Here is a 13793-nt window from a genome sequence, read left to right on the forward strand (position 1 = left end):
GTGCCCGAAGGCCATACGCTGCACCGCCTGGCGAAGCTGCACCACAAGCGCTTCGCCGGCGGTCCGGTCTCCGTCTCCAGCCCGCAGGGCCGATTCGCCGACGGCGCGGCCCTGATCCACGGCCGCGTCCTCACCCGCGCCGAGGCGTACGGCAAACACCTTCTCCACCACTATGATTCGGGCGTCACCCTGCACGTCCACCTGGGCCTGTACGGCAAATTCACCGAATCCCCGGTCCCCATGGACGATCCCGTCGGCGAGGTCCGCATGCGCCTCATCGGCGGCGGCCGCACCGGCGACCTCCACGGCACCGACCTCCGCGGCCCCGCCGCCTGCGAAATCCTCCACGACCCCGAAGTCGCCGCCCTCACTTCCCGTTTGGGCCCCGACCCCCTGCGCCGCGACGCCGACCCCGACCGCGCCTGGCACCGCATCACCCGCTCGTCACGCCCCATCGGCGCTCTATTGATGGACCAGAAGGTCCTCGCCGGAGTCGGCAATGTCTATCGAGCGGAAGTCCTCTTCCGCCACAACATCTCGCCCTACCGCCCCGGCAAGTCCCTGACCCGCAGCGAGTGGGACGCCATGTGGCTCGATTTGGTCGAGTTGATGAAGGTAGGCGTCCGCCGGGGACTGATGCACGTCGTGCGCCCCGAACACGACCACGGCGCCCCCTCCTACGCGGCGGACCGCCCCCGCACCTACGTCTACCGCCGCGTCGGCGAACCCTGCCGCCTCTGCGGCACCACAGTCGTCCACGCGGTAATGGACGCCCGAAACCTCTTCTGGTGCCCCACCTGTCAGCCGGGCTGATGTCCGACTAGATGCGGATTCGGTAATCGATTCGATTGCCGATTCGATCGGGATGGCTGTCGCCCATACCGATGCGTCGCCGTGCATAGCGTGGTCGGATGCCCTCGCGCAGGACTACGATCTGAAGTCCTCGAGGCAAAGGCCGCCATCAGGTCCTCGACCGCAACTGGATCGTCGTCGCCCAGAACTTGACTCCCGGAAAGCCTTTCGGCGAAGGTGACGCCATCCTGTCGGTCGTGAGGTACGGCGAGCCCAACAACTGCCGACGAGCGCCCCATGCGGGGTCGAGATCCCGGAGATCCGGCCGAACTGGTCGGCGTCAGCTGCATCGCGCGTGGTGCCGAGAGTGTGTTCGCGCAAGCTGTGGTCGACGCCGGTGGGCGGCTGGAAGTTGTTCTGCCGTCGCACAATTACCGAGAGCGCAAGGTGAAGCCGGACCATGCCGAGCAGTTCGATGACTTGCTGTCCCGCGCGGACACCGTGCGAGTGACGGGGTTCGACGACGCGGGCAGGGTAGATCGCGCCAGGGACGGGAACCTTCCCGTCTAGATCGTCTGGCCGGAGGGCGCGGCCCGCGGCTGACGGGTAGTGCTCGATTCAGCCCGAGGGCCGTCCGCATTCAATGAGGCTGAGGGGTGGGGCACCAGAACAGGTTCCGGGCATCCATAACCGCATGGAGAACCGTCGTCCCACAGAGGTGGCAGGCTCGTCGTCGATCTGCGCAGCACCGTCGGCGAAGCGTCCCTGCGGACTCGACACCCGCACCACGCCGCCGGCGAACCGCTTGTGATGTGGCTTCGCCAGCCGGTGCTACCCGGTCCGAGCACCGGTCTCGCATCGGTCGAACGCGGTGTTCAGCGGCAGCAGTTCGGATCAAGTACCAGGCACAGCGCTGACAGCGCGTCGCGGTAGGCGTGGTGGTAGGTGTTCATGCCGCGGCGTTCGGATTCGACGAGTCCGGCCTTCTTGAGCTGTCCGAGGTGGTGGCTGACGGTTGATTCGGCCAGCCCGACCGCGGTGGCGAGGTCACCGGTGTTCTCCTCCCCGGCAGGGCTGGTGAGCAGTAGTGACAGCAGCTTGACGCGGACCGGGTCGGCGATTGCCTTGAGCCGCAATGCGATTTCGAGCGCGGCGGAGTCGTCGACCGGTCCGGCGGCGACGGGCGCGCAGCAGACCGGGGCGGACATGTCGATCACGGGCAACGCCTTGGGCATGACAACCACCCTACCCACCTTGTTGACATATGTCGAAAAGGTGAGGCAGACTCGGTCCCGTCAAGTTCTTCGACATATGTCTCACAAGTGGAGGTATGGTCCCATGTCCCGTGTTCAGCTCGCCCTCAACGTCGACGACCTCGACCAGGCGGTCACGTTCTACTCGACCCTGTTCAACACCGAGCCGGCCAAGCGCAGGCCCGGTTACGCCAACTTCGCCATCACCCAGCCGCCGCTCAAGCTGGTCCTCATCGAGAACCCCGGCCACGGCGGCAGCCTCAACCACCTCGGGGTCGAGGTCGAATCCTCCGACCAGGTGCACGCCGAGATCGCCCGCCTGTCGAGTGCCGGCCTGTTCACCGAGGAGCAGATCGCCACGACGTGTTGTTTCGCCACCCAGGACAAGGTGTGGGTCACCGCGCCCGATGCCGAGCGGTGGGAGGTCTACACCGTGCTGGCCGACAGCGAAACCTTCGGCACCGCACCGGTGCTCGCCGGCGGCGAGACCGTGAGCGACGACCAAGCGATCGCGGTGTGCTGCGGAACCGCCGAAGAAGCGGCCGCGGAAGGCGCGTGCTGCGGCAGCGCGGCCAAGACCGATGCCGTCGCGTCCGGAGCCCCCTGCTGCGGCTGACCCTCACCGGGTTGGTTCACCCGTTGTTCGCTTGCCCTTGGATTCGATGGCCATCAATATCGATGCGTGTCGAATCGAGAACTACCGTTGACCGACGTGACCTCACCCTCGTGTGAGGTCACGCCACTGGCCCGCGAGCCGTTGACCCCGCAGGCCGCGACCGAATTGGCGGCGGTGTTCAAGGCGCTGTCCGACCCGGTCCGGCTGCGCCTGCTGAGCCTGGTCGCCAGCCACGCCGGACAGGAAGCCTGCGTCTGCGACATCTCCGACGGGTTCGAGGTCGGCCAGCCCACCATCTCCCATCACCTCAAGGTGCTGCGCGAAGCCGGGCTGCTGTCGAGTGAGCGTCGGGGGTCGTGGGTGTACTACCGGGTCGAACCCGCCGCGATGCGGCAACTGTCGGCACTGCTGGACATCGCCGTGCCGATGGAGGCCGCCCGATGACCCTGCTGGCGCGGCGGCTGCTGGCCGAATTCGTCGGCACCGGACTGCTGGTGTGCGTCGTCGTCGGATCCGGTATCGCCGCCCAGCAGTTGTCGCCGGGTGATATCGGGGTACAGCTGCTCGAGAACTCGACCGCGACCGTGTTCGGGCTCGGCATCCTGATCCTGATGTTCGGCCCGGTTTCGGGCGCACACTTCAATCCCGTTGTCTCCGTGGCAGATTGGGTGGCCGGACGCGGTCGAGACGCCAGGTTCACCGCAGCCGAACTCGGCGCGTACATCGGCGCACAGGTCCTCGGCGGCATCGCCGGGGCCGTGCTCGCCAATCTCATGTTCGAGCGCTCCGTGGTCGAGATCTCGACTCATCACCGCGCCTCGAGCGGGCACTTGGTCGGCGAAGTGGTGGCCACGGCCGGGCTGATCGCGGTCATTTTCGCCCTCGCGCGCACCGGTCGCGCCGCGCTGTCGGCCGCGGCGGTCGCCGCCTACATCGGCGCGGCCTATTGGTTCACCAGCTCCACGTCCTTCGCCAATCCCGCCGTCACCGTCGGCCGCATGTTCTCCGACACCTTCGCCGGTATCGCCCCCGCGTCGGTGCCCGCCTTCATCGCCGCCCAGATCGTGGGTGCGGCAATCGGACTGATCCTGATCGGGCTCATCTATCCCGATCCGGCACCGGCGGAGAACGTTGTCACTCCCCATCCCGAACACCCGCTCACCGATCCCCGGAGCACCTCATGACCGACCACCCGAGGGCCCTGACCGAGCAAGCCCGCGCCAACCCCACCATCCCCGCTCCCTGAAAGAGGCTGCCCGCCAATGGCATCCAAGCCCAGCGTGCTGTTCGTCTGCGTCCACAACGCCGGACGCTCCCAAATGGCCGCCGCGTTCCTGACCCACCTCGCCGGTGACCTGGTCGAGGTCCGCTCCGCCGGATCCGCGCCCGCCGATCAGGTCAATCCGATCGCCGTGGAGGCCATGGCCGAAGTGGGGGTCGACATGTCCGCCGAGTCCCCGAAGGTGCTCACCACCGAGGCTGTGCAGGCATCGGACGTGGTGATCACCATGGGCTGCGGCGATGCCTGCCCTTACTTCTCAGGCAAGCAATACCTGGACTGGAAACTCGACGACCCCGCCGGACAGGGCATCGATGCGGTCCGCCCGATCCGCGACGCCATCGAAGCTCGGGTCCGCGGTCTGCTCGACGAACTGGGTATCCCGGTCCGATCCTGAATTCATGACTGCCACACCGCCGTTGCGCATCGAACCGATGCGCGACGAGCACGCCGCCCAGGTGCTCGAGATCTATCAACTCGGCATCGACGACGGCGACGCCACCTTCGAAACCACCGCCCCCACATGGCCGCAGTTCGACGAAACCAAACTGCCCCAACACCGTTTCGTCGCCCTCGACGACCGAGACGGGGTCCTCGGCTGGGTCGCCGTGGTCCCGGTCTCGGACCGCTGCGCCTACGCCGGGGTAGTCGAACACTCCGTCTACGTCCACCCCGACGCCCGCGGCCAGGGCGTCGGCCTGACACTGCTCACCGCCCTACTCGACTCCACCGACGCCGCAGGCATCTGGACCGTCCAATCCGGAATCTTCCCCGAGAACACCGCCAGCCTCGCCGTGCACGCCAAGGCTGGATTCCGCACGATCGGCACCCGTGAGCGCATCGGCCGACGCGACGGGCGGTGGCGCGATGTCATCGCCATCGAACGCCGCAGCCCCACGGTCGAATAGTCGGTGTCGTCTGCCTACGCAGGGCAGGTCCATCACTGATCGGCCGAGGCCGTTGCAGCGTTTCCGCAGGTGGCGTAGGGGTGGTGCGGGATCGGCCCCTATGGTCTGGGCGTGGCCGAATCCCGTGTCGTATTGCCCGCCGAGCCTGTGTGTCTGGTCGGGGAGGGGGTGACGCTGCGGGAATGGCGCGATGGGATTGTTGTCGACGAGCCCGTCGGCGAGATTCTGTTGAATCCGGTCGGGCCGAGCATCGGGTATTGCGTGCGGGCCGATCATCGTGGCCGTGGGCTCGCCCGGAAGGCGGCCGCGATGATGACCCGCTTCGTGCACGAGCGGCTGGGCTCGGAACGGGTGCTGATGGAGATCGAGGACGACAACGCGCCGAGCATCGCGATCGCCCACGGACTCGGATTCCGGCGTACCGATGATCCCCCGATTTCCGTGCCCGACAAGGGGCGGCCGTTCATCCTGCGCACTTGGGCGCATCAAGCCTGACGTCAGGTGGCTGCAGCGCCGACCGGAATCAGGACATCCGAGAGTCGTTGCAGCGCTTCGGGAATGATCCGGTAGTAGACCCAGGTTCCGCGTCGTTCGGAGCTCAGCAGACCGGCTTCTCGTAGGACCTTCAGGTGGTGGGAGATGGTCGGCTGGGACAGGTCGAAGGCCGGGGTCAGTTCGCAGACGCAGACCTCCTCGCCGCCCGCCGCCGCGATAAGTGAGAGCAGACGCAGTCGGACCGGGTCGCCGAGGGCCTTGAAGGTGGACGCGAGTGCGGTGGCCGTTTCGGCATCCAGTGGGGAGGACAGCGTGGTGTTGCAGCAGTCCGACGTGGAGGCGATCACCGGAAGATCCTGTTTCGACACACGTCAATATTGACAGATGTCTAATCAGGGCACCAAACTTGTATTGATATCTTTCAATACAGGCAGTTAGGTGGGTGTTTCCATGTCGGAACAGGGCAACGAGCTGCGTGAGACGGTGCGTGAGCGGTATGCCGCGGCTGCGGTGGCGGTGGCGGGTGGGGGCACCGCTGAGGACTGTTGCGGTGGTAGCGATTGTTGCGCGACCGGCGCGATCGATATCGATGAGAACTTCGGTGCGAGTCTGTACGGGGCCGCCGACCGCGATCAGTTGCCGATCCAGGCCGTGGCGGCATCGCTGGGTTGCGGGAACCCGACTGCGGTCGCGGATCTGCGTGAAGGTGACACCGTTCTCGACCTCGGTTCGGGCGGCGGCATCGATGTGCTGTTGTCCGCGCGCCGCGTCGGAGCGACCGGCAAGGCGTACGGCGTCGACATGACCGACGAGATGCTCGCGCTCGCCCGCGAGAACGCGGCCAAGGCCGGGGTCGGCAACGTCGAGTTCCTGAAGGGCGAGATCGAAGCGATTCCGCTGCCCGACAACACAATCGACGTTGTTATCTCCAACTGCGTGATCAACCTGTCGACCGACAAGCCCAGGGTGTTCGCCGAAATGGCCCGCGTCCTGACGCCGGGCGGCCGCATCGGAATCACCGACGTGGTCGCCGACGACGCCCTCAGCCCTGCCGAACGTGCCGAGCGCGGCGACTACGTCGGCTGCATCGCGGGTGCGCTGTCGTTCGCCGAGTACCGAAACCACTTGGAAGCGGCCGGATTCGGCGAGATCGAGATCGAGCCAACCCATGCCGTCGCCGACGGCATGCACTCCGCAATCATCAAGGCGGTCAAACCCGCTGAACGCTCCTGCTGTGGATCGGACTGCTGTTCCTGACCCGGAGGTCGGTGGTTCGCAGGTAGCGGACTCCGATCATGGCGGCCAGCGCGAGGGCGGTCATCAGAGCCAGGACGACGATCGAGACCCAGAACATGGTGTCGTAGAGGGAGATGTCGGCTCGGATGATCGCTCGGCGGGCGAAGGTCATCGGGGCGATGTCCTTGAAGGGCTGGAACGGCAAGGGAGTCGTGCCCGCCGGGAAGACGCCGCCGAAGGCGAAGGTTTGGAACATGAAGAAGGCGAAGGCGGCTATCGAGCCCGCTACGCGGCCGAAGAGGACTACGAAGAGTTGGGCGGTGACCACCGCTGAGATGCCCACCAGCACAATGACAGCGGCCATGGCCGGCCAGTTCTGGGGCGACCAGCCGATCGACCAGGCGTAGGCGGCGGCGGCCGCGGCCAGCGCGATGCCGCACAGGCCGCCGACGATCGCGCCGCACAGGACGGGGCGGGCGGCGCGCCGCCAAGGGCTGCCGGCCGACTGGCCGCGCAAGGGGCTCAACAGCATCCACAGCACGATGGCGGCCAGGAACGAGCCCATGACCACGATGATCGGGCCCGCGCCGCCCGCGAGCACCTTGTGGGCGCGGTCGCCGTCGTGGACCAGCTGGCTGGGTTCCTGGTTGCGGATGTCCATGGTGACGGGCTGGGCGAACATGTCCGCCGAGGCATTGGTGTCGGCGATGTGCGGTGCGGCGGCGGCGCCGTCGCGCAGACCGGTGTCGAGCTGTCCCGCGCCGTCGCCGAGTTGGCTGACACCCGTGCCGATTTCGCGGCTGCCGTCGACGAGCTGTTGCAGGCCCGTTGAGAGTTCACCAGCGCCGGTGTCGAGTTGTGCCGCGCCGTCGCGCAATTGATTGCCGCCGTCGGCGAGGGCGAGTACGCCTGCCCGGTAGTCGGCCTTGGGGTCGGTGAGCTGGCGCGCCAATTCGCGAGTTCCGTCACGCAATTGGGTCAGCTGGCCGATGATGGAGTCGGGATCGGAGGCGGACTGGCCCGTGGGGTCCAGTGTGGCCAGCAGCGGAGTCAGCACCTGGTCGAGGCCGTCGCGGATCTGTGCCGCCCCGGTGCCCAGCTGATCGGTACCGGCGACCAGCTGGTTCGCACCGTCGGCGAGTTGCGCCGTCCCGGTGTGGAGTTGGCCCGCACCCGCGCTGAGCTGCGCCGCGCCGGTAGCCGCCTGCCCCAGCCCGGTCGAGAACTGCCCGAACCCGTCGGAGAGCTGGGTGGTGCCCTGCGCGAGCTGCGTCGCACCCTGGGACGCATCCCCGAGCCCGGAGCCGAGGCTGTTCACGCCCACGAGAATCTGTGCGGCGTACTGCTTCCCGATGGTGGCCGCGATCTTGCTCTGCGCCTCGGCCACCACGCTGTTGGCGACGGCGGGTCCCAGCGTGCCGTTGAAGTCGTTGTACCAGACCGTGATTCGGGCCGGATGCGGCGTCGGGTCGGTCACGCTCAGCACATTGCGGGTGAAATCCGCGGGGATGACGACCGAGAAGGCGTACCGGCTCTCCCGCAGCCCCCGCACCGCCTCGGCGCTGTCCACCCGATGGAACTGCAGATCACCGCTGGACACCAGATTGTCGAGGATCTCCGCACCCATGTTCTGGGCCTTCCCGTCGCTGACCGCGCCGACATCCTCGGTGGCCACCGCGACGGGTATGTGCTTCAGATACACCTCCGGGTCCCACATGATCCACATGTAGACCGCGGACGCGAGCGTGGGCACCACCAGCACCAGAACGAGCAGGGCGCGAGCCCATTTCGAGGCGGGCGCCGCCCGCAGCACGCTGCCGACATGGTCTCGAAGGGAACTCGAAGTGGCTGCCATGACGGGTCCTCGTAACTCTGAGCCGCTGATGTTTCGCAACAAGGTACCTGGTCATGCGTCCAACTGCAGTGCATCGCGAAAACCTGCGCGAAATCAGTGTTTGGCAATCGAATGGCAACTCGGGCGTCGGCCCGCGGCGCGACCGCTCGCGTCAGCTGACGGTCTGGCGGGTGCGCAGCCGGATCAACCGAGCCAGGCCGACGACCAGCAAGGCAATGGTGGCGATGATGTAGATGTCACCCGGGATGTGCTGCCACCAGGACCAATTGAGTTCGCGATGTTTACCGTTGGGGACCAGGCCGGGCCCGATCAGGAAGAACAGGGCGAACGCGGCGATCGTGGTGTACGGCGCGAAGCGCGGATTCGAGGTGGTCCACGCGGCCGCGGTGACCAGCGCCGGTGCGACCCAGACCCAATGGTGTGTCCACGACACCGGCGAGATCAGCAGCAACACCGCGGCATTCACGAGCAGTGCGATGACGGAAAGAATCGTCACCGGCGCGGGCCCGGCGATGTTCTCGCGCCGCGCGTTCGACTGCTCGACCCCGACCAGGTGATGCATCAGCGCCGCGCCCGCGCACACCACCGCGAGGGCCAGGCCGAGCCACACGACGGTGGTTGCCGAATGCGGGACGCCCAGCCGGAAGACCATCCCCTTGAGCGATTGATTGCCCACGTAATCGGGCGACCCGATGCGGTTGGTGTCGGTGATGGCGTGCAGCCAGTAGTCGCGGGACTCCTTGGGGAACACCAGGAATCCGCCGCCGATCACCGCCGCGGAGGTCGCGGCCGCCGTGCCCGCGGCCTTCCAGTCGCGGCGGATCAGGAAGTACAGCACGAACGCCGCGGGGGTCAGCTTGGTCACCGCGGCGACGCCGATCAGGAAGCCGCGGGGCCATTTCGGCTTCACGGTCAGGCAGTCGAGCGCGACCGCGGCCATGAGCACCAGGTTGATCTGCCCGAACCACAGCGTCGTTCGCACGGGTTCGATGGCCAGCGCCACGACAACCGCGCCCACACTCAGCGTGATCTTGGTGCGCGGGTCCAGGTCCGGCCGCACCCGCGACAGCACCAGCCAGATCGTCACCCCGAGGCAGGCGAGCGAGCTTGCGGTGACCAGGAATTCGGCCAGCCACAGCGGCACCACCGCCAGCGGGATCATCAGCACCGCGGCGGACGGGGGATAGGTGAACGGCAGATCGGTGTGCCCGGCCACCGGCAGCGTCGGGCCGTAGAGCGTGCCGTCTTCCAGCCACCCCTTGGTGTCGACGCGGTAGACCTGCAGATCGAGAAAGCCGTGCATGGCCGAGAACAGCGCCGTGATGGCCACCGCCAGCAACAGGCCGATCAAGATCGGAACGCGGGGTACGCCGCCGCGGCCCTCCGTCTTCAGATTGCGCAGCAAGCTCCGTTGCCCCGCCCGCGTCGTGATCATCGGGGAAACACTAACCCTTCCGGCTTTCGCGCAACTTGTCCGGATTGCCTTGGGGGAGGGGCAAATCTGTGGCGAACCCATCGGGCGCCATCCGACCACCCCACTGCGCCACCCGCCCGCCCGGCGCGGCGAACCAGGTCGCGTAGAAGGTGAGGATCACGGCACCCAGTGCGCCGAGCACCACGATCCCGGCGGGAATCGGGTGCTCGGACATGGTGACCGGCAGGAAACGGAAGGACAGCAACAACCCCGCGAGCACCGCCGCGCCCAACGACACGATCCGCGCCCGGTACAGATCCCAGCCGCGCTCGGGATCGCGCAGCGCCGACTCCACCGTCAGGCACAGCACCGCGCCCGCCACCAGATCACTGCCGTAGTGATAGCCGAAGCCGAGCGTGGCGAGCAGCGTGCACACCAGCCAGAAGGTCCCGGCCCAGCGCAGCCAGCGCGGCGCGGTGCGGGAGTGGATGAACAGCGCGGTCGCCCAGGCGGTGTGCATGGACGGCATGCAGTTGCGGGCGGTCGCGGAGTCGAACAGCATCGGCTGCGGGTCGGCGGTGAACGTGGGCCAGACCTGCGGCCAGGAACCGATTTCCAGCCCGTGCCCCAGCGGGCCGTAGGCGAAGACCGGGCCGACCACGGGGAACAGCACGTATCCGATCGGGCCGATCACACCGAGCACCAGGAAGGTGCGCACCAGGTGGTGACGCGGCCACCCGCTGGTCGTCACCTTCCGCAGCTGCCACGCCGCGACGACGACCGCCGCCACCGGCAACTGGATATAGACGACGTGCAGCACATGCGACGGCACCGGTCCCAGCGCGTCGAGCAGCCGACCCACCAGCCACGACGGTTCGCCCAGCGCCCGGTCGGCCAGCAGCACGTACTGATCGAGGACGCGCGGCCCCGCGATGATGCTGACCAGAAGCCAGGTGTCGGCCAGCTTCGAGGCCATGATCAACAACACGCCGAAGGCGATCGCCTGCAGGGCCGTCCGCCGCCGCTCGCCGTCCCAGCGGAAGGCCGCGATGGTCAGTCCGGTCAGCGCGAGCGTCGGGCCCGTCCCGATCGACACGTGCCATCCGCATGCCGCCTGCAGGGCCAGCGTCGCCAGATCCAGCACCCCTGCGGCAACCAGGCTGACCACCCTGGCTCGGGCGGGCACGCCGATGCACGCGAGCCCCAATCCGGCCCACGACACCGCCGCGGACTGCGGATTGGCGAAGTAGTCGTCGACCAGACTGCGGAGCGGGCCGAGCGTGCCGTGCATGGAAGCCCAGACCTGCGCGGCGGTCAGCAACAGCACCGCCACGACCAGCGCGGCGATGGGCAGCAGGCGCGAACGGACCCGCTCGCCGGACAACGACGAGCTGGACATGTTCACCTTGGGGTCGACCAGCACTGTAAATCGATAACACAGTGCAAACGGAGGCACAACATCCGGTTACCGGCGCGGTGTGATCATCTGCACGGCGGGTGAACTTCAGAGCGGATCGCTATCGATAGCGAAGCGTTCGCGAGACGCCGTGGTTCCGGCGAGCGAGGCCCGGTGGCTCGGGTGAATTCCGAGCGCTGAATCACACCGGGCGCCCACCGGATGCCGTCGCGTCCTCCCGGCCGCTTCCCATAGGCGCTGGTCTCGTGTGCCGGGCCATGGTTGCCGAATGCTGTCCAGGGACATATGTCCCACAAAATATGGTGTGCCAGAACGGTTTTCACCACAATATGGTGTTGCTGTGAGCGCTATTGATGCTGTCGATTCCGTGACCGAGTACCTCGAACGCCGCGACTGGCGGGTCAATGCCAATGCGAATCAGGGCTATTCGCTGGGCGGGCTGATCCTCAACGCGGCGGGCAAGATCACCGCCAACTACTGGCTGGACCGCGTGTACCCCGAAGCGATCGGCCGCGCGCACCGCGAAGGCGACATCCACATCCACGACCTGGACATGCTGTCGGGCTACTGCGCGGGCTGGTCGCTGCGCAGCCTGCTCGCCGAGGGCTTCAACGGGGTGCCCGGCCAGATCGCCTCCGCGCCGCCGCAGCACTTCTCGGCCGCGTGCGGGCAGGTCGTCAACTTCCTGGGCACCCTGCAGAACGAGTGGGCCGGGGCGCAGGCGTTCAGCTCCTTCGACACCTACCTGGCCCCGTTCGTCCGCAAGGACTGCCTGACCTATCGCGAAGTGCGCCAGGGCATGCAGGAGCTGATCCACAACCTGAACGTGCCCTCGCGCTGGGGCACTCAGACGCCGTTCACCAACCTCACCTTCGACTGGACCTGCCCGGCGGATCTGCGCGACGAGACGCCGGTGATCGGCTGCGTCGCCATGGACTTCCGCTACGGCGACCTGCAGGCCGAGATGGATCTGATCAATCGCGCCTACATCGAGGTGATGACCGAGGGCGACGCCGACGGCCGCGTCTTCACCTTCCCCATCCCGACCTACAACATCACCCGCGACTTCGACTGGGACAGCGACAACGCGCTGCGCCTGTTCGCCATGACCGCCAAGTACGGGCTGCCCTACTTCCAGAACTTCCTCAACTCCGATCGCGAACCGCACCACATCCGCTCCATGTGCTGCCGCCTGCAACTGGATCTGACCGAACTGCTCGCGCGCGGCAACGGCCTGTTCGGCAGCGCGGAGCAGACCGGATCGGTCGGCGTGGTCACGGTGAACTGCGCCCGCCTCGGATTCCTTTGCGCCGGAGACGAGAACGCGCTGTTCGCGCAGTTGGACGCGCTGCTGGAGCTGGCTTGCGAGAGCCTGGAGATCAAGCGCGAGACCGTGCAGCGGCTCATGGATCAGGGGCTTTTCCCTTACACCAAGCGGTATCTGGGCTCGCTGGACAATCACTTCTCGACCATCGGGGTGAACGGCGTCAACGAGATGATCCGCAATTTCTCCGGCGGGGATTCCGACATCACCAGCTTCGGCGGGCACGCCATGGCGGTGCGGCTGCTCGATCACGTGCGGGCCCGCATGGTCGAATTCCAGCAGCGCACCGGGCATCTGTTCAATCTGGAGGCCACCCCCGCCGAGGGCGCGACCTACCGGTTCGCCAAGCTGGACCGCGCCCGATTCCCCGGCATCCTGCAGGCGGGCACGGAATCCAATCCGTACTACACGAATTCGTCGCAGCTGCCCGTCGGCTGGACCGACGATCCCTTCGAGGCCCTGGAACGCCAGGACGAACTGCAGGTCAAATACACCGGCGGCACGGTGCTGCACCTGTACATGTCCGAACGCATCACCACCGCCCAAGCCTGCCGCACCCTGGTGCGCCGGGCGCTGGAACGCTTCTCGCTGCCGTATCTGACGGTGACGCCGACCTTCTCGATCTGCCCCGGGCACGGGTATCTCGCCGGCGCCCAGCCGACGTGCCCCACCTGCGGTTCGGAGTGCGAGGTGTGGACCCGGGTGATGGGTTACCACCGGCCGGTGTCCTCGTTCAATATCGGCAAGCGCGGCGAGCACGCCGAACGCGTTCCATTCCTCGAACCGACCGGGGTGCTCGCATGATCCGGCTGGGCGGCTGGTCGCGCCTGTCCACCTGCGACTGGCCCGGCAAGCTGGTCACCACGCTGTTCACCCAGGGCTGCCCGTGGCGCTGCGGCTACTGCCACAATCCGGAACTGCTCTCGCCGCGCAAACCGGCGGACCTGCAGTGGAACGTGGTGCGGCTGCACCTGTTCCGCCGCCGCGGTCTGATCGACGGCGTGGTGTTCTCCGGCGGCGAGCCGCTGCTGCAATCCGGGCTGGTCGAGGCCTTGCGCGAGGTGCGATCGATGGGATACGCGACCGGCCTGCACACCGGCGGGTCCTATCCGCGCCGATTGGAGCAGCTGCTGTCGGCGGACCTGCTCGACTGGGTCGGCTTCGACGTGAAGGCCCCACCCGCCCGCTACGACGACATCACCGC

General features: G+C 67.3%; 16 protein-coding genes. 11 read left to right on the plus strand and 5 right to left on the minus strand.

Going from position 1 to position 13793, the window contains the following annotated elements; all coding sequences use genetic code 11:
* Window positions 1-813, plus strand: coding sequence for an Fpg/Nei family DNA glycosylase (locus ACAM49_RS18310; protein ID WP_369636735.1), 813 nt, complete (start codon window positions 1-3; stop codon window positions 811-813).
* 276 nt (window positions 814-1089) lie between these two features.
* Window positions 1090-1362, plus strand: coding sequence for a hypothetical protein (locus ACAM49_RS18315; protein ID WP_369636736.1), 273 nt, complete (start codon window positions 1090-1092; stop codon window positions 1360-1362).
* A gap of 305 nt (window positions 1363-1667) precedes the next feature.
* On the opposite strand, the gene ACAM49_RS18320 is transcribed toward ACAM49_RS18315, so the two are convergent.
* Window positions 1668-2027: an Rv2640c family ArsR-like transcriptional regulator gene (locus ACAM49_RS18320; protein ID WP_369636737.1), complete on the minus strand. Its 360-nt coding sequence runs from the start codon at window positions 2025-2027 to the stop codon at window positions 1668-1670.
* A gap of 103 nt (window positions 2028-2130) precedes the next feature.
* Between ACAM49_RS18320 and ACAM49_RS18325 the strand changes: the two genes are divergently transcribed.
* From ACAM49_RS18325 to ACAM49_RS18350, 6 genes are all read left to right on the plus strand, one after another.
* Window positions 2131-2661: an ArsI/CadI family heavy metal resistance metalloenzyme gene (locus tag ACAM49_RS18325; protein ID WP_369636738.1), complete on the plus strand. Its 531-nt coding sequence runs from the start codon at window positions 2131-2133 to the stop codon at window positions 2659-2661.
* Window positions 2662-2727: 66 nt separating this feature from the next.
* Complete coding sequence (locus ACAM49_RS18330) at window positions 2728-3105, plus strand: ArsR/SmtB family transcription factor (protein WP_369636739.1); 378 nt, start codon at window positions 2728-2730, stop codon at window positions 3103-3105.
* Window positions 3102-3845, plus strand: coding sequence for an aquaporin (locus tag ACAM49_RS18335; protein WP_369636740.1), 744 nt, complete (start codon window positions 3102-3104; stop codon window positions 3843-3845). The genes ACAM49_RS18330 and ACAM49_RS18335 overlap by 4 nt, the downstream gene beginning before the upstream one ends.
* A 78-nt stretch (window positions 3846-3923) precedes the next feature.
* Complete coding sequence (locus ACAM49_RS18340; RefSeq protein ID WP_369636741.1) at window positions 3924-4337, plus strand: arsenate reductase ArsC; 414 nt, start codon at window positions 3924-3926, stop codon at window positions 4335-4337.
* 4 nt (window positions 4338-4341) lie between these two features.
* A complete protein-coding gene (locus ACAM49_RS18345; protein WP_369636742.1) occupies window positions 4342-4848 on the plus strand; it encodes an N-acetyltransferase family protein in 507 nt (168 codons plus the stop codon).
* 111 nt (window positions 4849-4959) lie between these two features.
* Window positions 4960-5343, plus strand: a complete 384-nt coding sequence (locus ACAM49_RS18350) for a GNAT family N-acetyltransferase (protein ID WP_369636743.1) — start codon at window positions 4960-4962, stop codon at window positions 5341-5343.
* Window positions 5344-5345: 2 nt separating this feature from the next.
* Here the strand turns inward: ACAM49_RS18350 and ACAM49_RS18355 are convergent, their stop codons facing one another.
* Window positions 5346-5654 carry an ArsR/SmtB family transcription factor gene (locus ACAM49_RS18355; RefSeq protein ID WP_369636752.1) on the minus strand — a complete coding sequence of 103 codons (309 nt, stop codon included), beginning with the start codon at window positions 5652-5654 and terminating at the stop codon, window positions 5346-5348.
* 139 nt (window positions 5655-5793) lie between these two features.
* On the opposite strand from ACAM49_RS18355, the gene arsM reads away from it, so the two are divergent.
* Window positions 5794-6600 carry an arsenite methyltransferase gene (arsM, locus tag ACAM49_RS18360; RefSeq protein WP_369636744.1) on the plus strand — a complete coding sequence of 269 codons (807 nt, stop codon included), beginning with the start codon at window positions 5794-5796 and terminating at the stop codon, window positions 6598-6600.
* On the opposite strand, the gene ACAM49_RS18365 is transcribed toward arsM, so the two are convergent.
* The 3 genes from ACAM49_RS18365 to ACAM49_RS18375 all read right to left on the minus strand — a co-directional run bounded on the left by ACAM49_RS18365 (window position 6554) and on the right by ACAM49_RS18375 (window position 11271).
* Window positions 6554-8434 (minus strand): YhgE/Pip family protein, encoded by a 1881-nt coding sequence (locus ACAM49_RS18365; protein WP_369636745.1) that lies wholly within the window; start codon window positions 8432-8434, stop codon window positions 6554-6556. The two genes, arsM and ACAM49_RS18365, sit on opposite strands and share 47 nt — an antisense overlap.
* Before the next feature lie 151 nt (window positions 8435-8585).
* Window positions 8586-9869, minus strand: a complete 1284-nt coding sequence (locus ACAM49_RS18370) for a glycosyltransferase 87 family protein (protein ID WP_369636746.1) — start codon at window positions 9867-9869, stop codon at window positions 8586-8588.
* A gap of 10 nt (window positions 9870-9879) precedes the next feature.
* A complete protein-coding gene (locus ACAM49_RS18375) occupies window positions 9880-11271 on the minus strand; it encodes a phosphatase PAP2 family protein (RefSeq protein WP_369636747.1) in 1392 nt (463 codons plus the stop codon).
* Between the two features lie 262 nt (window positions 11272-11533).
* On the opposite strand from ACAM49_RS18375, the gene ACAM49_RS18380 reads away from it, so the two are divergent.
* Window positions 11534-13393, plus strand: a complete 1860-nt coding sequence (locus tag ACAM49_RS18380; RefSeq protein WP_369636748.1) for a ribonucleoside triphosphate reductase — start codon at window positions 11534-11536, stop codon at window positions 13391-13393.
* Window positions 13390-13793 (plus strand): anaerobic ribonucleoside-triphosphate reductase activating protein (locus ACAM49_RS18385; protein WP_369636749.1); only part of this gene is annotated, 404 nt, incomplete at its 3' end. The genes ACAM49_RS18380 and ACAM49_RS18385, both read left to right, overlap by 4 nt.

It is taken from the genome of Nocardia sp. JMUB6875, assembly GCF_041154655.1.
In the GTDB taxonomy this organism is placed as follows: Bacteria; Actinomycetota; Actinomycetes; order Mycobacteriales; family Mycobacteriaceae; genus Nocardia.